We start from the raw sequence: 17,946 nt of genomic DNA on the forward strand, positions 1-17,946 counted from the left end.
AGAGAGAAAAGAACCATGGCAAAGCTGAGATGGGGAATGATTGGCGGCGGTGAAGGCAGTCAGATCGGGCCCGCCCACCGCCTTGGGGCGCTGGCCGACGGTTTGTTCGAATTCGCCGCAGGCGCGCTGGATCATCGCCCAGATGTGGGCCGCGACTATGCGCAACGCCTGGGCATCGCCGCTGATCGTGCCTATGGCGATTGGCGGGACATGTTGGCCGGGGAAAAAGGCCGCGACGATCAGATTGATCTGGTAACAATCGCCACCCCGAATTCCACTCATTTCGAGATTGCCAAAGCGTTCCTGGAGGCCGGGTTCAACGTGCTGTGCGAAAAACCGATGACCATGACGGTGGAAGAGGGCCAAGAGATTGTCCGCGTGGCAGAAAGCTCGGGTAAGATCTGCGCGGTGAACTATTGCTATTCTGCGTATCCGATGGTTCGTCAGGCGCGCGCGATGGTTCGGGCCGGGGATATCGGCAAGGTGCGCCTTGTGGTGACGAATTTCAGCCATGGCCATCACGGCGATGCAACAGACGCCGACAATCCGCGTGTTCGCTGGCGCTATGACCCGGCGATGGCGGGTGTGTCCGGCCAGTTTGCGGATTGCGGTATCCATGCGCTGCACATGGCCAGTTTCATCTGCGATGACGAGGTGAAATCATTGTCCGCTGATATGGCCTCGACCATTTCCAGCCGTGAGCTGGAGGACGACGCCATGATCAATTTCAGGATGGAGGGCGGCACGGTGGGTCGTCTTTGGACGTCCTCGGTGGCGATCGGCCGGCAACACGGTTTCGACATTCAGGTCTTTGGCGAAACCGGAGGCCTGCGCTGGGCTTCGGAACAACCCAACCAGTTGATCTATACCCCTGTGGGCGGGCGCACCCAGATCATCGAAAAAGGCGAAGCCGGGCTGCACGCGGACACTCAGCGCCTGTCGCGCGTCGCCATAGCCCATCCCGAAGGCTTTCCCTTGGCTGTGGCCAATATCTATTGCGACCTGGCAGATGCAATTCGGGGCGAAAAGCGTGACGGATTGCCCGGCGCAGCAGATGGTCTTCGCTCCATCGCCGCTGTGCACGCAGCTGTTGCATCAGGCAAGGAAGACGGCGCCTGGAAAGACGCGCGCCCACCGATGTTCCGTTAGTCAGGGGCGGGGCCGCAGCGTGCCCCGCTCGATCACCCGGCAGGGGAAAATCCGCGCCTCGGGATAGCGTTCGGGGTCTTTGAGCATCTCTTCTACCAGATCGACGGAGGCGGTGATGATCTGCTTGATCGGTTGATGAATGGTTGTCAGATCAATGCTTTCCCAGCGCGACATTTCCATGTCGTTCAGGCCGATGATGCCGATATCCTTGCCCGGCTCAAGCCCGTGGTCACGCAGGGCCGACAGCGCACCAATAGACAAGATGTCGTCGCCGCAGAAATAGCCATCCGCAGGTGAGTCAGCCAGCAGGCGCAGCATTTCGGCGCGTCCGGCCTCAAACGAGTACGCTCCTGCGAAAGAATGCGATACCTTGAGCTCGGGGTGCTTTTCGACCTCTTCCATGAAGCCGCGATACCGGTCCATGGCTGATGTTGCGTCCTGTGGACCACCTAAATACCCCACGTGCCGATATCCACGCGCCACCAATTCCCGCGCCGCCATACGCCCGCATTCCTCGTTGTCGATGCCAACCACATGAACTTCGGGCGAGGTGGCCGAGCGCCCAAATGTATGCACCACGGGAACGCCGGCATCGTGGAACGCCTTGGCAAAGCTGGGCGGCAGGGTCGATGTGGCAACGATGGCGGCGTCCACAGAATACTGCCGCAGCATGCGTACCGAATTCGCGGGCTCGGTCTCGTCCGTCAGGTTCACGATCAATGGCCGTAGCCCGCGGTCCTGCAAGGCGCGGGTGAACTGGTCGAAAACCTCAAGAAAGATTGGATTGTGAAAGTTGTTCGAGATCAGCCCGATCAACTTGGTCCGCCCGGTGGTGAGCGATGACGCCAGCGCATTGGGGCTATAGCCCAGCTCTTTGGCTGCCTTTTCTACTTTGCTACGGGTTTTGGCCGAAACCGAAGCACCCTCGGTAAAGGTGCGCGATACGGCCGAGCGCGAAACGCCAGCCAGCGCGGCAACGTCTTTCAGGGTGACACTCATAGCGGATACCGACGGGTTGGTTGAATGCTGATAGGCAAAGTCATGCGCTAGACACTATGCACTTTTGCACAAAGCTTGCAATCGGTTGCAAACATGAGCAGTGCAGGTGGCTGAATACACGGGATTTGGCGGGTTAGGTATGGTATGTGATGAAAGATCCCAACCCCCGACATCTTAGGGAAAAACGAAACGCTCTACCAGCTGGGTCAATCACCCGTTTCGCTGCATCTGTCTTTTCCCAACCTACAAACCGTGGTTTTTTCTGGTGACTCCCAGCGGTTTGCGTGCGACACGTACTACAACGGAAGCAGAGGTCAAGTCGTTGCTTCTATGGCTAGCAAGGTCCCAACACCGAGGCGCAGCAGACGTCCATCCAAGAAATCTGGACAAAGGAAAAGAGCCTAAAACAGACGCTCGCTAAAATGTGGCAGTGACTACAAACGTCCATGCAGGTACAAATGTCTTCGACAAGTATTCAATAACGAGCAGCAAGATCATGGCTTCAGTTTTGTTTTCCGCTATGCGGAACGAAGCACCATTCGTAGCTGAATGGGTCTCATATCATAGAGCAATCGGTTTTGATCGAATCGTGGTTGTGACCAACGATTGTTCCGATGGCACCGACGAAATACTTGATCAACTTTCAATATGCGATGGAGTTGAACACATCGCGCAGGAAGTTCCGCAAGGTGTATCCCCGCAAGAAAACGCAGTCGCCATCAGCCGACAACTTGGTATTTTGCAGGACGGCGATTGGGGCATGTTCCTTGATGCTGACGAGTTTCTTAATATCAAGCTTGGTGACGGACGACTGGAGGACCTGATCCAGTACCTTGAGAACAAGGGCTTAATCGGGATGCTTATCAACTGGAGGATATTTGGTGACAATCACCACGAACGTTTTCCAGGCGCGTACTTGTCCGAAGACTATGTTCTCTGCGAAAGCGGTCTGGAAACAACTCAGTTCAAGACATTTTTTAAGAAATGCGCTGAAACCGTAGGTTTTTCGAAATACCTACATCTTTGTGAACTTGCTCCCGACAAGAGTCGCGTCGATCGGTTCGCGTCTTCTGATGGTGAAGTCTTTACAATCGATGAGTGGACCGCAAGCAAGCGTTACTCGAATTGGTTCCGCGAGTGGCCGATAAAAGGAGAGTCTCCGGCAGGGAACATAATTGGAGTTTCGCCAGACCGCTCGGTTGCCCAGATTAACCACTACATGGTGCGCGACCCGTACTCATTTCACTTAAAGTCCAACCGAGGGCGAGGATACCGAAAAGCCGGCACAAATAATCGGCATACAACCGAGAACTACCAAAAGTGGAATCACAACAGCGCGAAGGATGCGTCCATTCTGAGGTGGAAGGAAAAAACCAGAGAAGTCCAATCCGACCTGAGCGCGGAATGTTGCCTGTTACCCCTTCTTGATCAGGTGAAGGAGGAGTATGACAGGGGCTTCAATGAGTTTCACAGTCCAACACCACCCCAGTTTCCTCTTACTTTCCCCGGGCAAGTCGCAGCTTGTGTTGAGCAAGAGTACAAAAGTGCTTCTTCAATTCTGGAATACGGAAGCGGGGGGTCAACGCTGTTGGCAGCCAGGCTCGGCAAGCACTGCATATCGGTCGAGTCAGACTCTGAGTGGACAAACTCAATTATTGAGCACATTGAGCAAATAGAAACACGGCACCCAGACTCCTCAGTGCATTGGGTAAATATTGGAAAAACGAGGGAATGGGGGTTTCCGGTAAACAACAGGAAGTTTGGAAGCTTCTGGAGGTATCCCATGTCAGTCTGGACGGAAAACGAAAGTTTTTCTCCAGACTGTGTTTTGGTTGACGGTCGAATGCGAAAAGCGTGTTTCCTGACCGTTCTGGCGATGACGAAAAAACCCGTTCGCATACTGTTTGATGACTACTACAATCGGAAAAGGTACCATGATGTAGAAACGTTGGTAAAACCTTCCCAGCGGATCAAAAGAATGGCTGTTTTTGACATCAAACCCGGAGCGATCGACATCGGCGACTTTCCAAAGTTTTTGCCTTGGTTCTTTGATTTGTGGTGAAAATCGATGCCACGTATGGGGCTTTTGCTTCGACGCAAATAAAACTGCTGAAACAGTGTTCGTTTTCTGTTGTTCCATTGCTGCTTCGTTTTGATGGGCATTGGGAAAAGGGTCTTTGGCAACGGAGTTATCCGAAGCCCGATCACAACCTACCCTTAGTCTAAGGTCGGCACTTGTTAGCGCTCAAGTTATTGACCGCCGATAAGCTATGAGCCCAGAATATGCTGAGGAAGGGTCTAAGTACTGACGTTGCAATCCCACCATACAGTTTTGCCGCTGGTACCAGACAGAAGGGTAATCGCTTACCTGGAGATTATTGGAGTTTTCGAAGGTTAGGATGGTGGGTGATGAGAGACTCGAACTCCCGACATCTTCGGTGTAAACGAAGCGCTCTACCAACTGAGCTAATCACCCGTGAGGGTGCATTTAGCCAAGCCTGCGCGCGGGTGCAAGAGGGTCTGGCACAATTTCTTCACCTCAATACCAGATCAGTGTTCTTTCGCCGGTCATGGGTTCAAGCAATTGCGTTCATTCCTTGCGACCTTAGCCTAAAGCGTCTGGGAAAGGAGCTTGCTTGCCCCCCGCTCCCTCAGATATCCCCGAAGGAACTACAACCTTCCAAACGGGAGAGTACATGATCCTGTCCGTTGCCCGCCGATGTGCGATCGCGGCTTTGGTGTTTGGCACGATAACGCTGGCCCCGCTGCGGGCTGGTGCGGCCGAGATTTTGGTGTTCGCAGCGGCCAGCCTCAAGACGGCTCTGGATGAGATTGCGCCAGCTTTCGAGCAAGAGACAGGACATGACGTAAAGGTGTCCTTCGCCGCATCATCCGTTCTGGCGCGGCAAATTCAATTGGGTGCACCAGCGGATGTGTACATTTCAGCCAATGTCAATTGGATGGACGTCCTTGAGGATGAGGGGTTGATCCAGACGGCCTCGAGGGTCGACTTGCTCGGCAACAGGCTGGTTTTGATTGGTGGGACAGAGCAGCCAAAGATCGGGCAGCTCGAGCCAGGGTTGGCTCTGGATCAGCTGTTGGATGGCGGGTATCTGGCGATGGCGCTTGTGGATGCGGTTCCGGCGGGCATCTATGGCAAGGCCGCTTTACAGAGTCTTGGTCTTTGGCAGGAAGTACACATGCACGTCGCCCAAACTGACAATGTCCGCGCAGCCTTGGCGCTGGTTGCCACAGGCTCGGCCCCGCTGGGAATCGTGTACCGATCAGATGCGCAGGCCGAAGACCGGGTTCACGTCGTGGGCGAGTTTTCATCGGGCCTTCATCCACCGATCATTTACCCGGCAGCGGTAACCGTATCGGCGCAGTCCGAAGCGAAGGCGTTTCTGGACCATCTGCAAACCAAGGCAGCGCGCGCGGTTTTTGCGGAACAGGGCTTTGCCCTGCCGGGCGGCTAACGCATGGGGTGGCTTGGACCCGCAGAGCTTGAGGCGCTAAGGCTGTCCTTGCGCGTGTCGTTTTGGGCGACGCTGGTGACCTTGCCCTTTGGCATCTTTGTGGCCTACGCACTGGCCCGCTGGCGGTTTCCGGGTCGTCAACTGCTGAACGGATTGGTACATCTGCCTTTGATCCTGCCGCCCGTTGTGACGGGGTACCTGCTGCTGCTGACGTTCGGCGTTCAGGGGCCGTTGGGCCGGCTGCTGGCGGAATTCGGGATCGTTGTTGCCTTTCGCTGGACAGGCGCGGCACTGGCGGCCGGGATCATGGCTTTTCCGTTGATGGTCCGTGCCATTCGCCTGTCGATCGAGGCAGTGGACCCCAAGCTGGAGCAAGCCGGCGCGACACTGGGCGCGTCGCGGCCCTTTGTATTTGCGACGGTAACCTTGCCGATGATCCTACCCGGCGTGATTGCGGGCGGTATCCTCGCCTTTGCCAAGGCGATGGGCGAATTCGGGGCCACCATCACGTTTGTCTCGAATATCCCCGGCCAGACCCAAACGCTCCCTTCTGCCGTTTACGCCTTTCTACAGGTTCCCGGCGGTGAAAGCGCGGCGACGCGATTGGTCGTGGTCTCGATCATCATTGCCATGGGAGCGCTGCTGCTGTCGGAATATGTCGGCCGGCGCGCAGCAGCGCGGGTGTCCGGGTCATGAGCCTTTCTGTCCACCTGCGGCATGACCTGCCTGACCTCAGGCTGGACCTCAGCTTTGACGCGCCCTCGGGCGTGACGGTACTGTTCGGGCGATCTGGATCGGGGAAAACCACTGTGGTTAATGCAGTGGCAGGCCTTTTGCGCCCGCAAACCGGCCGCGTTGCGATTGACGGGTGGAAATTGTTTGACACCCAGCAAAACCTATGGCTGCCACCACATCGCAGGCGTCTTGGATACATCTTTCAGGAAGGTCGGCTGTTTCCTCATATGACCGTACGGCAGAACCTGTATTACGGTCAGTGGTTCGCTCCGAAACGGGCGCGGCGTGAAAACCCGGACAAGGTGATTGAGATGCTTGGCATTGGTCACTTGCTGGACCGCCGCCCTGCTGGCTTGTCGGGTGGTGAGAAACAACGTGTCGCAATCGGGCGCGCATTGCTGGCCAGCCCGCGTCTGATCCTGGCAGATGAACCGCTGGCCGCGCTCGATGACGCGCGCAAGGCCGAGATTTTACCCTATTTCGAACGGCTTCGGGATGAGGTGTCGGTGCCCATCCTTTATGTCACCCATTCCGCGGCCGAGGTGGCGCGGTTGGCGACGTCTGTCGTGGCCCTTCAGGATGGCAAGGCGGTGCGGCATGGGCCCGCGTCAGAGGTGATGGCCGACCCTTCGATCGCCCCGGCAGGAGTGCGCGCCGTGGGTGCGGTGCTAAACGTGCGGGTCAAGGAACATCACGCCGACGGTCTGACAGAGCTGGAGGCTGGAGGCGCCCGTTTATTTCTGCCGCGTATCCCGCATCAGGCCGGGGAAGGGTTGCGAATTCGTATCCCGGCGCAGGAGGTCATCCTGTCCAACCGACGGCCCGAGGGGCTATCGGCCCTGAACGTGCTGGAGGGTGTGGTCGAAACAATCCGCGCCGGTGAAGGGCCCGGGGCAATTGTTTCGGTCAAAACACCGGCAGGGCCAATTCTGGCGCGTATCACCCGCCGTTCGGTTTCTGCGTTGGGGTTGGAGCCGGGTCAAACGTGTTTTGCGGTCATCAAAACGGTAGCGTTGGCCCCGCAGGATGTTGGTGGGCGGTTGACAGCACCCTAAGCCAGCTTGCGCTTGGTGACTGCGTTGGAACGCCGGGAACTTTACTCATAAAGTCCGCCACCTATGATCATTATACGGGGGTATGTTTAGTCAGGGAAAATGACGATGCGATTTTTCAAAGTGACAGGCGTGGCTGCTTTGACGCTCTTACCAGTACTGGCAAACGCCACCGGGTTTGGGATCGGCTTTGGCGTCAACCCGGCCTTTCGCACGACCGTAACGCCCTTGGATGATGGCAGTTTCCGAGTGGCCACGCAGGGCTCATCAGCGGCCATTGCCTATTGGTGCGGCATTGGTGATTTTGCTATTCGCACCCTTGGTCTGCCGACTACGCAGCGGATCTATGTTTCAAAACCCTATGATAAGAAAACCCGGACCGTGCAGTTTTCTTTCACCGCACCCGAAGGTGCGGATACCTCGAAAAGCTATTCAATCACGGTCAGCCGCGTAGGCGAGAATATGTCAGCCAGCGGAGCCCAAAGCCATTGCTTTGATAACATAATGGATTTCGATTTCTAGGCGCGCATCAAACCCACTTGGCCATCGGTGGCAGGCTCATCAGAACTGCATCCGGGTCGTGACCGGTTTCCAGCCCGAACTTGGTGCCCCGGTCGTAGACAAGGTTGTATTCGGCATAAAGCCCCCGATGAACAAGCTGAGTATTCTTGTCGTCGTCACTAAAGTCCTGAACGCGGCGCTTTTCGACCAGAGGGACAAAAGCCGGCAGGAAGGCGCGGCCTATATCCTGCGTCAGCGCAAAATCCGCTGCCCAATCGCCGGTGCAATAGTCATCCATAAAGATGCCGCCGACCCCGCGTGCACGTTTGCGGTGCGGGATGTAGAAATACTCGTCCGCCCATTCCTTGAGGCGGGGATAGTGCCCCGGCCCGTGCGGGTCCAGATGCGCCTTTTGCGTGGCGTGGAAATGAGCGGTGTCCTCGTCATATTCAATGCAGGGGTTCAGGTCCGAACCACCGCCGAACCACCAGGCATGCGGGGTCCAGAACATACGTGTATTCATATGCACCGCCGGAACATGCGGGTTCTGCATATGCGCAACCAGCGATATGCCCGAGGCCCAAAACCGCGGATCCTCTGTCATGCCGGGAATGCCCTTGCGCGCGGCCATCGCCTGTTGCGCGCGCGCGCCCAAGGTGCCGTAGACAGTCGAGATATTGACGCCTACCTTCTCGAACACCCGGCCACCCCGCATCACCGACATCAACCCGCCACCCGCGTCCGAGCCATCCTCGGACTGGCGTGTGGTTTCCTTGACCTCGAACCGTCCGGGGTTGGCATCTGTGAACGGCCCGGTGTCGTGGCCGTCTTCCAAAGCCTCAAAAGCAGCAACAATATCGTCGCGCAATTGACGGAACCAAGCAGAGGCGGTGGATTTTTCGGTGTCAAACATGGGGATCAATGGGCCGGGGCTGCGACAGGGTCCAGCAGGGTGCGACCGCCGTCTATGGTCAGGATTTGCCCCGTTATGAACCCTGCTGCGTCCGAGGCAAGAAATTGCGCCGTTTCGGTCAGCTCGGTCGGTGCAGCGATGCGGGCAAGTGGGGTGTGCCTTTCGATGTCATCTCGAAAATCACGGTTCTCTTTCAAAGTGGATTGCAAAGACGCGCTCATGACCGACCCTAACGCGATTGAGTTTACGCGGATTCGGCTCGGTGCCAGCGCGACGGCCAGCGAGCGGGTCATCTGGTCAAGCGCGGCGGTCGACACCGAATAGGCCATCAGATCGGGGTGGGTGCGGCGCGCAGCAATCGACGAGAGGTTTATAATTGAACCGGCCGGACTGTCCCCGTCATCCCCGGACTGTTTGATCATCCGTTTGGCGACCAACTGGCTGAGGCGCAGGGCGGGCATCAGGTTTTGGTTCAGCAGGATGCGAACTGAGTCGTCTTCGGGATCCATCGGATCGGATGGGATCACTTGCCGCGCACCGTTGACCAGAATATCCACTTGGTCAAATGCGTCGAGGGTCGCCGAAAGCAGGTTGGCGATGGTCAGCTTTTCCCGAAGGTCGCCGGCGAAAAAGCGGATATTGCTGTCATCAGCCTGCTCGCCCAGTTCCTCGGCTAACCGCTTTTCGTCGATGTCAGCGAACATCACGTTCGCACCTGCATCGGCAAAGTGGCGTCCGATGGCCAGCCCGACGCCATTTGCGCCACCGGTCACGATCGCGGTTTTACCAGATATGGAAAAGGACATGCGTTTCCTCCTGAATCGCGGGCAGGTTAACCGGGATCACCGCCGAGGGCGAGAGGCGTGAAACACCTTGAACCGATTGTCTCCAGTGGCTTCCTGAACATGCGTAAATGTACCGGTCAGCATGGCTTCGTAGGGCAGATGGCGATTAGCCACCATCCACAATGTTCCGTTACGTGTCAGGTTTTTAGCCGCCGCTGCGATGAAGCTTTGCCCCAACGCGGGCTCAGCACTGCGCGATGTATGAAACGGCGGATTCATGACGACCGTGTCCAGCAATTCAGGCGCCCGCCAGGTCACTGCGTCTGCCCAATGAAACTGCGCACGCGGGTCAACGACGTTAGAGCGGGCACAGCTAAGGGCGGTGTGGTCCGCTTCGACCAGATGCAGGGTTTTCAGACCCGAAGACTTCAGCAGACCGGCCGAAAGATAACCCCACCCGGCCCCCAGATCAGCAACATGGGCACCCAGCTTGTCGGGCAGCGCCGCCAGCAACAGGGCCGAACCGGGATCGACACCATCGGCAGAAAACACGCCGGGCGCGGTTTGGAATCCGTCGGCTATCTGATGTTCCGGAGCAGCCCAGTCCGCAAATGCGGTTGGATCAGACTGGAACCAGAAAATCTTGCCATGAGCTTTCGATATCGGCCCCTCAACCGCGACACGCTTGCGGATGTCTTTCAACAGACTGTCCACACCTTCGGTTTTTGCACCATCAATGACGATCACTCCGGTCGCACAGGTGCAAGCTTGTTGAACCAATGATCGGGCCAGAGCCTTTGCCCGCGGGAGGATAACGATCGCATCCCGACACGGTCCCTGCACCTTTGGCACAACAGCAAAGCCCTGTTCGGCAAAGTGATCGTGGAAAGGCTTAATGGGCTGCACAACCTGTGTCTCAGCCGGTAAGGCGGACAGGTCGGTGGCGGGTGTCGGCCCGAACACGGTCAGCGGTTGCGACACGCTGAGGCCGCTTTGCAGGGCAAGATTGAGGCGAGGGGACATCAGCACTTTCGAGCGGCCGGTTCGGCCTTACTCTTCCCGTTCCATGGTGCATTGCAACGGATGCTGATGCCGACGGGCAAAATCCATCACCTGACCCACTTTTGTTTCGGCGATCTCATGGCTGAACACACCAACCACGGCCACACCCTTTTTGTGGACGGTCAGCATGATCTCGAACGCTTGCGCATGCGTCATGCCGAAAAAACGCTCCAACACATGAACGACGAACTCCATCGGTGTGTAGTCATCATTCAGCAGCAGAACCTTGTAGAGTGGCGGACGCTTGGTCTTTGGGCGCGTCTGCACCAGGACAGACGAGTCGGAATCGTCATCGTCCGAATTGTCAGACATCATCCATTGGTGTTCAAGCATCGTGTTCGTCTATCCGATTCAGGCTTTGGTTTGTCTGTGCGCTTATATAACGTCGAACGGGCCAGAGAAAAGAGCCAGCAGGACGCAATCAACATGGGCCAGAACCTTACCACAATCGGTTTCGATGCGGATGACACTTTATGGCACAATGAACGGTTTTTTCAGCTGACCCAGGCCCATTTCACCGAGTTGCTGGCTGATTATGCCGAGCGTGATCACCTGCTGGACCGCCTGTTGGAGGCGGAAAAGCGCAATATTCGGCATTACGGCTATGGAATAAAAGGTTTCATTCTATCAATGATCGAAACCGCGATCGAGGTGACAGAGGACCGTGTTCCTGCCTCGGTGATCCGCCAGTTGGTCGAAGCTGGACAAGAGATGCTGGCCCACCCGATTGAGTTGCTGCCCCATGCGCGGGAAGCAATCGAAAGCGTCGCGGCGACTCATCAGGTTGTGCTGATCACCAAGGGTGACTTGATTGATCAGGAACGCAAACTGGCACAGTCAGGTTTGGGAGAGCTTTTTGACGGGGTGGAGATCGTGTCCGAGAAAACTCCGCAAACCTACAAGCAGATATTCGGCCAATACGGGGATGGGCCTGTTTCTGCCATGATGGTCGGTAACTCGATGCGCTCGGACGTGGTGGCCCCAATTCAGGCGGGTTGCTGGGGCGTATATGTGCCGCACGGGCTGGTCTGGGAGGTTGAGCAGGCAAAAACACCAGCGGATAGCCCGCGATTCCGTGAATTACCGGATCTGGGTCGGCTCGCCGACCTTGTGAAAACCCTCAGCTAATGTTGCGGAACGGTACCAATTTCAAGAAAACGGTACAAAAGAACACCCAATTTCTGCCATTTTCGCGGATTTGGGGGACGCAAGGCTGTGTTGGACCACATCTGGTAGGCTAACGAAGGCGTCAATATGCGTCGAAATCGTTAGCTTTTTGTTTATTTCACGGCATCCCTGTGCTAGCCTCTTTGGAAATAAAATAATGTTAGCCGACCAGGAAAACCTGGCGGCGTGAGGTAGACAGAGGCAAAGATCGTGCAGATTCGGCGGACAGTTCCGGCCCGAATGGGCTTATTCCTTATAGCATTCTTGTGGCTGCTTTCCTTTGCGCCGTTGCAAGCGTTGGCCGCGCCTTATGCGGCTATGGTGATTGACGCGCGCACCGGCGAGGTCTTGCATTCCCGCAATGCCGACACCCGGTTGCACCCGGCATCCCTGACCAAGATGATGACTCTTTACATTGCGTTTGAAGCGGTGCGAAACGGAGAGATTGAACTGGATACGCCGGTTCGTATTACCAAGAAGGCCGCGGCTGAGCCGCCATCGAAACTGGGTTTGCGCTCGGGTCAAACCATCGCATTCCGGTATCTGATCCGTGCGGCAGCGGTGAAGTCGGCAAACGATGCCGCCACCGCAATCGGCATTGCGATCAGCGGTTCCGAGGCTGCATTTGCGCGCCGCATGACTCGCACGGCCAAGGCGATGGGCATGAGCCGGACGACCTTCAAAAATGCACATGGTTTGACGGAATCGGGCCACTTGTCGACAGCGCGTGATATGACCACTCTGGGCCGCCATCTGCTGTACGATTACCCGCAATACTACAACCTGTTCTCGCGCCAATCGACCCATGCCGGGATCAAAACAGTTCCGAACACAAACCGCCGGTTGCTGGCTGCATATAAAGGAGCTGATGGAATAAAAACCGGCTATACTCGCGCTGCGGGTTTTAACCTTGTGGCCTCGGCCAAGCGTAAGGATGAACGTATTATCGCCACGGTGTTCGGTGGCGCATCAGGTGCATCGCGCAATGCCAAAGTGGCTGAATTGCTGGACATGGGCTTTCGTCGCGCGCCGTCGCGGGCACCTATCCGCAAACCAGCGCGACCGGCCTATGCCGGGAATGCAGGTCTGGGCGCCACAGTCGCGGCCCTGACCGGAGCGCCAACCACCAGTCTTCGTCCTGTGCTGCGCCCGGGACCGGGTGCAGCCGTCCAAGTCGCAGGCACGATCGCCGCAACCGCGGCCAAGAATCGGTCGCGTATTCAGGATGGCATCGCAGCAGCCATCGCCTCTGCCGGTATACAAACGCCATCGGACGATACACCGCGTCCCGCCGCGCGCCCGCGTGATGTTGTTCTGGCCTCAACAGGTCCGGCCGATGAACCAGAGCCCGAGCAGGAGATTGTTACCCGTTTATCCACATCTGGCGGCCATCTTTGGGGCGTCAATGTGGGCCGCTACACCACCCGATATGAGGCAGAGAAGATTTTGCTGAAAACTGCCCTGTCGGAAATGACCACTCTGGAAGGAACCTTGCGCAAGGTAAACCAAAACGCGCGCGGGTTCGAAGCGACATTTCAGGGCATGACACGCGAACAGGCTGATCTGGCGTGCCGCAGGCTTCAGGCCCGGAATGTCACTTGTTTCATGATCGGACCCTCATAAGATCCGACATATTCTCTCCTGGACAGGTCTGGGCTGCGGGACACCCCGCAGCCTTTTTTAATCGAAGACGTGGCCGTGCTTGTATTGCTCATCCTGTCCGGCGGCTGCCGTCAGGGCCGCCACGTTGTCCTTGGTGAAGAACCCGTCATAGTGGTGGCAGCGTTCGATATATTCAGTAATCAGCAACGTGTTTTTCGAGTGTTTTGAAAAAATCTGCTTCAGGTTCGGATCGTCTTTGCACTCGCCTACGACATGGGCCAGGAACGGCACGCCCTTGTCTTTGAGCGTATTTACCACGAAATCGACGTTCTTTTCACCAGCTCCGTGATCGCCATCCAGAATTTCCACGGCCATATGATGCAGGCGGCGACCAAAATTGCGGACAAAATCCTCGGTTGGCATGGGGAGCTGTTCGAAGGAGTTCACAAAGGAAGGCGTGTTGTTCGCAGTGAATACTTTTGCGGGGGATTTCTTGTCGTCATCCACATTCGCATTCCGGTTCACATTGGTGGAAGAGTTCATGTCAAAGATATTGTACGCCCCCCAGAAATAATAAGGGACCATGGTCAGGAATTCGAGGATCGCATCCTCGCGTTCGCCGGCAAGAATGCGGGTGGCAAGGTGGTCGATGCCCAACATCAGGGGGGCAATCTTGCTGTCTGCGCCGAAGGCTGCCGCCTGATCAAGTTTTGCCTGCTCCCCATCGCTCAGCAGAACACGGTCGCCCAGGCCCAGACTGTCGGATTCGTTAAAATCTAAAGACGAATATCCAACTCGGTTGCAGGTAAAATCCGAGGGCGTTGTAAACCGGAAACCGTCCAGCGTGTAGAACGGGTTTTCGGTGTCGCCGCTGTATTCAAAGCGGATATTCTGATTTTCCAGCGTTTTGGTCAGACCGTTCAGATCGGTTGCGCCATAAATCTCTCCGACATAGCGCGTTTGCGGTGTGCTGCGGGCCAGCGGGTACATCCGGTTAATGCGGGGGATGAAGTCCTCAAAGCTGGGGCTGAGCGGGGCCATCACGATCATAGCCGGGTAGTCGGGATGCGAATGAAGGACCGAGATTTTATGGGTCTTACCCAGATAAGTTGCCGTATGCCGATAGGGGGTCATCACGTACAACTCGACCAATGTATCGAACAGCGCGTTGGTTTCCACTTGCAACACGATTGCCCGCATCGCACCGACCTGATCGGCTACGCCTGACATACTGCGGCGTTCGTAAATCTTAGGCAGATATTCCTGAAAGAAGTCCGAGTTCTTCTTGTCGCCGCGCGGTTCGTAAGACATTAGATCGAAAGACATTCACTTCCCTCCTTACGCGGAACCCGATGGTACGCGGGCAGCGCGCCCAATCGGATCTCCAGAACCCTGGCATGCAGTTTCCAGCATGCTAGGGCTAGAAATCCAACTGGGCAACAGCAAGGAGCGGGCCGACGCAGGCTTTACGCCCGCGCGCTTATCGTGCGAATTTCGTGACCTCGACGCCCCCGGCGATCAGGTTCTCGCGGACGGACCGGGCGATTTGTACCGCGGTTGGGCCATCCCCATGCAGGCAAATCGTGTCGATCGAGGTTTCCAGCCGTTTTCCGGACTCGGTGACAATAGCACCTTCGCGAACCATATTCAGGATGCGCGGGCCGGCGAGTTCGGGGTCGTGGATAACGGCACCGGGCAGGCTGCGATAAACCAGTGTTCCGTCATCATTGTAGGCGCGATCTGCAAAAATCTCGCCGACCCATTTGCAGCCCAGCTCCCTCACAGCCTCTTCTTGTTTGGTGACAGCCAGCACCATGATGATAATGTCCGGGTCTACATCCAGCGCGCCCTGATAACACGCCCGCGCCATGCTGATATCGGCCGAGCACATATTGGCAAGTGCTCCGTGCAGTTTCAGATGCCGGACATGGGTGCCGACCGCCTTGGCCATTCCAATTGCGGCACCAAGCTGGTATCGCACAAGATTACGCAGGGCGTCCGGGGGCAGTTTCATGTTGCGGCGACCAAACCCCTGAAGGTCCGGAAAACCGGGATGCGCACCGATGCCGACATCATTCTGCGCGGCCAGCGTCATCGTTTGCGCCATTACATCCGGGTCGCCTGCGTGAAAGCCGCAAGCGATATTGGCCGATGTGATGATTTTCAACAGGCTCTCGTCATCGCCCATTTTCCAGGGGCCGAAGCTTTCCCCCATATCGGCATTCAGATCGACGCTGGGCATCGGTGTAACTCCTTATTCATTAGCAGATATCATTCCGCTGATCAGTTGGTAGGACAGCAGGTCCGGGATGTCGTGCGGGTCGCGGACCAAAGGCTCTACCCGTGCCCGCAACCGTGATAGCCCGGTCATATAGGTCTGGTGCAGCGCGACCGCTTCATCCATCGTCACGAACTTGAACCGTATGTGCCCGCCAGCCGGGGTCTGCGCTGCGCGCGGCAGATCACAGGGCAGGACAGAGGCGATACGCGGGTATCCCCCGGTGGTCTGGCATTCGGGCAGCAGGATAAAGGGATTCCCGGTTCCGGTCATCTGAATGTCACCGGGGGTTATCACCTCGGACAATATGTTCAGCTGGCCTTTTGCGGCAAAACCTTCACCGTCGCTTTCAAGTTGCATCCCCATTCGGTTCGCCCGCGTACCCCGGTGGAACAACGTCTGGGTGAATCGGTCAAGCGTCTCCTGATCGAACAAAGCGGTCTGAAAGCTAGCAACCACGTGCAGCGTGCCACCGGCAAAGCGCTCCTCGGTCTTTAGTTTCATTCCGGCGCTTCCGGAGTACGACCCATTTGGCAGCATATCACCGGCCTGCAGCGCGCGCCCGACTTTTGCCGTCAGATGGGCTGAGCGGGACCCAAGGAACAGGGGCACATCAATTCCGCCGCCGACATGCAGGTAGCCATAGGTGCCCTGTTTCGCCGCTCCGATCATCAACTTCTGACCGGGTTCCATCGCATGCGAGGCATTCCAGGCAATTGCAGCGCCGTCAATACTGGCCTGCATCGGCGCACCGGTCAGGGCGATGCAAACCGGTTGGGTTGCCTCGAACGTGCCGCCCATCCCCGCCATTTCCAGCGCGGCACAGTCCGGGCTTTGCCCCAGCAGCGCTGCCCCTTCGTGCAGGGCAAGTTGATCGGCAGCGCCTGACCGTGAAAGCCCCCGATCCAGGTATCCCGTGCGCCCTTGATCCTGAAAGGTGCAGGCTGGTCCGACTTGATGCACCAGCAGAGTCACGTGGGTATCTCCTCGCAGGTCGCACCGCCCGTGCCGTCATCGGCCTCGCGAAGCCTTTCAAGCTCCGCGCGTGAAACCGGCAGGAACTGCATCTCGTCCCCTGGTCGCAAGGCAAAGCTTTCCTTGGCCTCAGGGCGGAAACAGCGAAAAGCGGTTTGGCCGATATGCCGCCACCCAGTTGGGGTCGGCCCCGAAAACAACACGAACTGCGAAATGGCCAGAACCAGCGCCCCTTCCGGTACCATCGGAGTGAGCTCTTTTAGGCGGGGTATGTTGAACTCGGGACCCAGTGGGCCAAGATAGGGCTGACCTGGGGCAAACCCGATGGTCAGAACGCGGACGCGACTTTGACTTAGGCGATCTATGGTTTCGGACGGAGAAAGCCCCGCTGCGGCGGCAGCTTCATCTAATTGCGGCGCAAGTTCACCACCATAAACGGTGGGTACTTTCCATAAGCGACGCCCTGCCGGCAGAGGTGCCTCATACCAGTTCTGACGATGCAGTATCTGATGTAGCTGCCCGTGGATCTCGGAATGCGTCAGCACCAGCGGGTCGAAGCGAACATAGGCTGATGCCAGAGACGCCGATGTTTCAATCACACCGTCCCAATCGAGGGTGTTGACCGCGTCGCGAAACGCTAGCGCCGCCCGGTTCGAGGGCTCTGCCATCGAGTCGGCAAACGAAACCAACAGCCCATCCAGTCCGACTGTTCTTATGCAGGGGAAAATGGAAGCTTGCTTGGGTGCCATAACTTCGTGCGCGTTACCTTATCTTTGCGGGGAAGTGACCGTATCCTTCGCTGATGTGCAAGCCCCAGCAGAAGTCCGTTGTCCTTTTTAGTGTCGCCACACGACCCGAGCGGGGAAACTGGGGAAGAATTGAGTCGGTTTGGATGCCGCGACTCGGCGCTGTCTTGTGGCTGTCGGCCGTAAATGCGCAACATCTAGGGTGAGCAAGTAATCATCGCGGTCGCGATGCGTCCGATGTTGGCGGCCCAGAGGGTGAAATCGAGGTGGGAGGATTGAGAGGGTGCTAATTAAGTAATTGTTTATAAACTGTAAAAGCAAAGCGCTGAAAAAAAACGCGTCAGATGTTATTTTCTGCTTGCGGTGTGTGTGAGTAATACTTAGAACCCCCTTCACCGGCGCTGCTGAGGCGGTTGTTGGGTCGCTGGAGACGGCGGGGACGCACTGGAGAGACGGTGGGACGCTCGGGAGAGACTGGGGGCATCTTGGGAATGAGTTAGGCGGGC

17 protein-coding genes and 1 tRNA gene are annotated in these 17,946 nt (G+C 57.0%); 8 read left to right on the forward strand and 10 right to left on the reverse strand.

From position 1 onward, the window contains the following. The first annotated feature begins 15 nt into the window (after window positions 1-15). Window positions 16-1,149, forward strand: a complete 1,134-nt coding sequence (locus LCM21_RS16690; protein ID WP_224891607.1) for a Gfo/Idh/MocA family protein — start codon at window positions 16-18, stop codon at window positions 1,147-1,149. On the opposite strand, the gene LCM21_RS16695 is transcribed toward LCM21_RS16690, so the two are convergent. Further along, entirely contained in the window at window positions 1,150-2,148 is a 999-nt protein-coding gene (locus LCM21_RS16695) for a LacI family DNA-binding transcriptional regulator (RefSeq protein ID WP_224891608.1), read from the reverse strand. Window positions 2,149-2,644: 496 nt separating this feature from the next. On the opposite strand from LCM21_RS16695, the gene LCM21_RS16700 reads away from it, so the two are divergent. Next, complete coding sequence (locus LCM21_RS16700; protein ID WP_224891609.1) at window positions 2,645-4,210, forward strand: glycosyltransferase family 2 protein; 1,566 nt, start codon at window positions 2,645-2,647, stop codon at window positions 4,208-4,210. Between the two features lie 338 nt (window positions 4,211-4,548). Here the strand turns inward: LCM21_RS16700 and LCM21_RS16705 are convergent. Beyond that, window positions 4,549-4,624 (reverse strand) — tRNA-Val (locus LCM21_RS16705). Window positions 4,625-4,844: 220 nt separating this feature from the next. On the opposite strand from LCM21_RS16705, the gene modA reads away from it, so the two are divergent. The 4 genes from modA (at window position 4,845) to LCM21_RS16725 (ending at window position 7,933) form a co-directional block, all read left to right on the forward strand. After that, the gene (modA, locus tag LCM21_RS16710) at window positions 4,845-5,624 is read left to right on the forward strand and encodes a molybdate ABC transporter substrate-binding protein (protein WP_224891610.1); all 780 of its coding nucleotides are present in this window, start codon (window positions 4,845-4,847) and stop codon (window positions 5,622-5,624) included. A 3-nt stretch (window positions 5,625-5,627) separates the two neighbouring features. After that, window positions 5,628-6,320, forward strand: coding sequence for a molybdate ABC transporter permease subunit (modB, locus tag LCM21_RS16715; RefSeq protein WP_224891611.1), 693 nt, complete (start codon window positions 5,628-5,630; stop codon window positions 6,318-6,320). After that, window positions 6,317-7,414, forward strand: a complete 1,098-nt coding sequence (modC, locus tag LCM21_RS16720; RefSeq protein WP_224891612.1) for a molybdenum ABC transporter ATP-binding protein — start codon at window positions 6,317-6,319, stop codon at window positions 7,412-7,414. Before modB ends, modC begins: the two co-directional genes overlap by 4 nt. Before the next feature lie 105 nt (window positions 7,415-7,519). Next, entirely contained in the window at window positions 7,520-7,933 is a 414-nt protein-coding gene (locus tag LCM21_RS16725; RefSeq protein ID WP_224891613.1) for a hypothetical protein, read from the forward strand. A gap of 7 nt (window positions 7,934-7,940) precedes the next feature. Here LCM21_RS16725 and hemF read toward each other — a convergent pair whose 3' ends face one another. Genes hemF through clpS form a run of 4 tightly spaced genes read right to left on the reverse strand, consistent with a single transcriptional unit; the run spans window position 7,941 to window position 11,005 of the window. Next, window positions 7,941-8,825: an oxygen-dependent coproporphyrinogen oxidase gene (gene hemF / locus LCM21_RS16730; RefSeq protein ID WP_224891614.1), complete on the reverse strand. Its 885-nt coding sequence runs from the start codon at window positions 8,823-8,825 to the stop codon at window positions 7,941-7,943. A gap of 5 nt (window positions 8,826-8,830) precedes the next feature. After that, the gene (locus tag LCM21_RS16735; RefSeq protein WP_224891615.1) at window positions 8,831-9,631 is read right to left on the reverse strand and encodes an SDR family NAD(P)-dependent oxidoreductase; all 801 of its coding nucleotides are present in this window, start codon (window positions 9,629-9,631) and stop codon (window positions 8,831-8,833) included. Window positions 9,632-9,667: 36 nt separating this feature from the next. Then, window positions 9,668-10,633, reverse strand: coding sequence for a class I SAM-dependent methyltransferase (locus tag LCM21_RS16740; RefSeq protein WP_224891616.1), 966 nt, complete (start codon window positions 10,631-10,633; stop codon window positions 9,668-9,670). 27 nt (window positions 10,634-10,660) lie between these two features. Beyond that, on the reverse strand, window positions 10,661-11,005 hold the full coding sequence (gene clpS, locus LCM21_RS16745) for an ATP-dependent Clp protease adapter ClpS (RefSeq protein WP_068338331.1): 345 nt from the start codon (window positions 11,003-11,005) through the stop codon (window positions 10,661-10,663). A 93-nt stretch (window positions 11,006-11,098) separates the two neighbouring features. Here clpS and LCM21_RS16750 point away from each other — a divergent pair, with 93 nt between their 5' ends. After that, a complete protein-coding gene (locus LCM21_RS16750; RefSeq protein ID WP_224891617.1) occupies window positions 11,099-11,800 on the forward strand; it encodes an HAD family hydrolase in 702 nt (233 codons plus the stop codon). Window positions 11,801-12,079: 279 nt separating this feature from the next. Next, window positions 12,080-13,462, forward strand: coding sequence for a D-alanyl-D-alanine carboxypeptidase family protein (locus LCM21_RS16755; protein ID WP_224891618.1), 1,383 nt, complete (start codon window positions 12,080-12,082; stop codon window positions 13,460-13,462). A 57-nt stretch (window positions 13,463-13,519) separates the two neighbouring features. On the opposite strand, the gene LCM21_RS16760 is transcribed toward LCM21_RS16755, so the two are convergent. The 4 genes from LCM21_RS16760 to LCM21_RS16775 all read right to left on the reverse strand — a co-directional run bounded on the left by LCM21_RS16760 (window position 13,520) and on the right by LCM21_RS16775 (window position 17,443). Then, window positions 13,520-14,767, reverse strand: coding sequence for a hypothetical protein (locus LCM21_RS16760; RefSeq protein WP_224891619.1), 1,248 nt, complete (start codon window positions 14,765-14,767; stop codon window positions 13,520-13,522). 154 nt (window positions 14,768-14,921) lie between these two features. Next, on the reverse strand, window positions 14,922-15,683 hold the full coding sequence (locus tag LCM21_RS16765; protein ID WP_224891620.1) for a LamB/YcsF family protein: 762 nt from the start codon (window positions 15,681-15,683) through the stop codon (window positions 14,922-14,924). A 12-nt stretch (window positions 15,684-15,695) separates the two neighbouring features. Further along, on the reverse strand, window positions 15,696-16,694 hold the full coding sequence (locus tag LCM21_RS16770; RefSeq protein ID WP_224891621.1) for a 5-oxoprolinase subunit C family protein: 999 nt from the start codon (window positions 16,692-16,694) through the stop codon (window positions 15,696-15,698). Then, window positions 16,691-17,443, reverse strand: coding sequence for a 5-oxoprolinase subunit B family protein (locus tag LCM21_RS16775; RefSeq protein WP_224891622.1), 753 nt, complete (start codon window positions 17,441-17,443; stop codon window positions 16,691-16,693). The genes LCM21_RS16770 and LCM21_RS16775 overlap by 4 nt, the downstream gene beginning before the upstream one ends. Window positions 17,444-17,946 lie beyond the last annotated feature (503 nt).

It is taken from the genome of Ruegeria profundi, from assembly GCF_020171505.1.
GTDB lineage: Bacteria > Pseudomonadota > Alphaproteobacteria > Rhodobacterales > Rhodobacteraceae > Ruegeria > Ruegeria profundi.

What these genes read in the sequence shown, in the direction of transcription:
- LCM21_RS16690 (WP_224891607.1), top strand. Translation starts at nt 16, where the DNA reads ATGGCAAAGCTGAGATGGGGAATGATTGGCGGCGGTGAAGGCAGTCAG.
- LCM21_RS16695 (WP_224891608.1), bottom strand. Translation starts at nt 2,148, where the DNA reads ATGAGTGTCACCCTGAAAGACGTTGCCGCGCTGGCTGGCGTTTCGCGC.
- LCM21_RS16700 (WP_224891609.1), top strand. Translation starts at nt 2,645, where the DNA reads ATGGCTTCAGTTTTGTTTTCCGCTATGCGGAACGAAGCACCATTCGTA.
- modA (WP_224891610.1), top strand. Translation starts at nt 4,845, where the DNA reads ATGATCCTGTCCGTTGCCCGCCGATGTGCGATCGCGGCTTTGGTGTTT.
- modB (WP_224891611.1), top strand. Translation starts at nt 5,628, where the DNA reads ATGGGGTGGCTTGGACCCGCAGAGCTTGAGGCGCTAAGGCTGTCCTTG.
- modC (WP_224891612.1), top strand. Translation starts at nt 6,317, where the DNA reads ATGAGCCTTTCTGTCCACCTGCGGCATGACCTGCCTGACCTCAGGCTG.
- LCM21_RS16725 (WP_224891613.1), top strand. Translation starts at nt 7,520, where the DNA reads ATGCGATTTTTCAAAGTGACAGGCGTGGCTGCTTTGACGCTCTTACCA.
- hemF (WP_224891614.1), bottom strand. Translation starts at nt 8,825, where the DNA reads ATGTTTGACACCGAAAAATCCACCGCCTCTGCTTGGTTCCGTCAATTG.
- LCM21_RS16735 (WP_224891615.1), bottom strand. Translation starts at nt 9,631, where the DNA reads ATGTCCTTTTCCATATCTGGTAAAACCGCGATCGTGACCGGTGGCGCA.
- LCM21_RS16740 (WP_224891616.1), bottom strand. Translation starts at nt 10,633, where the DNA reads ATGTCCCCTCGCCTCAATCTTGCCCTGCAAAGCGGCCTCAGCGTGTCG.
- clpS (WP_068338331.1), bottom strand. Translation starts at nt 11,005, where the DNA reads ATGCTTGAACACCAATGGATGATGTCTGACAATTCGGACGATGACGAT.
- LCM21_RS16750 (WP_224891617.1), top strand. Translation starts at nt 11,099, where the DNA reads ATGGGCCAGAACCTTACCACAATCGGTTTCGATGCGGATGACACTTTA.
- LCM21_RS16755 (WP_224891618.1), top strand. Translation starts at nt 12,080, where the DNA reads ATGGGCTTATTCCTTATAGCATTCTTGTGGCTGCTTTCCTTTGCGCCG.
- LCM21_RS16760 (WP_224891619.1), bottom strand. Translation starts at nt 14,767, where the DNA reads ATGTCTTTCGATCTAATGTCTTACGAACCGCGCGGCGACAAGAAGAAC.
- LCM21_RS16765 (WP_224891620.1), bottom strand. Translation starts at nt 15,683, where the DNA reads ATGCCCAGCGTCGATCTGAATGCCGATATGGGGGAAAGCTTCGGCCCC.
- LCM21_RS16775 (WP_224891622.1), bottom strand. Translation starts at nt 17,443, where the DNA reads ATGGCACCCAAGCAAGCTTCCATTTTCCCCTGCATAAGAACAGTCGGA.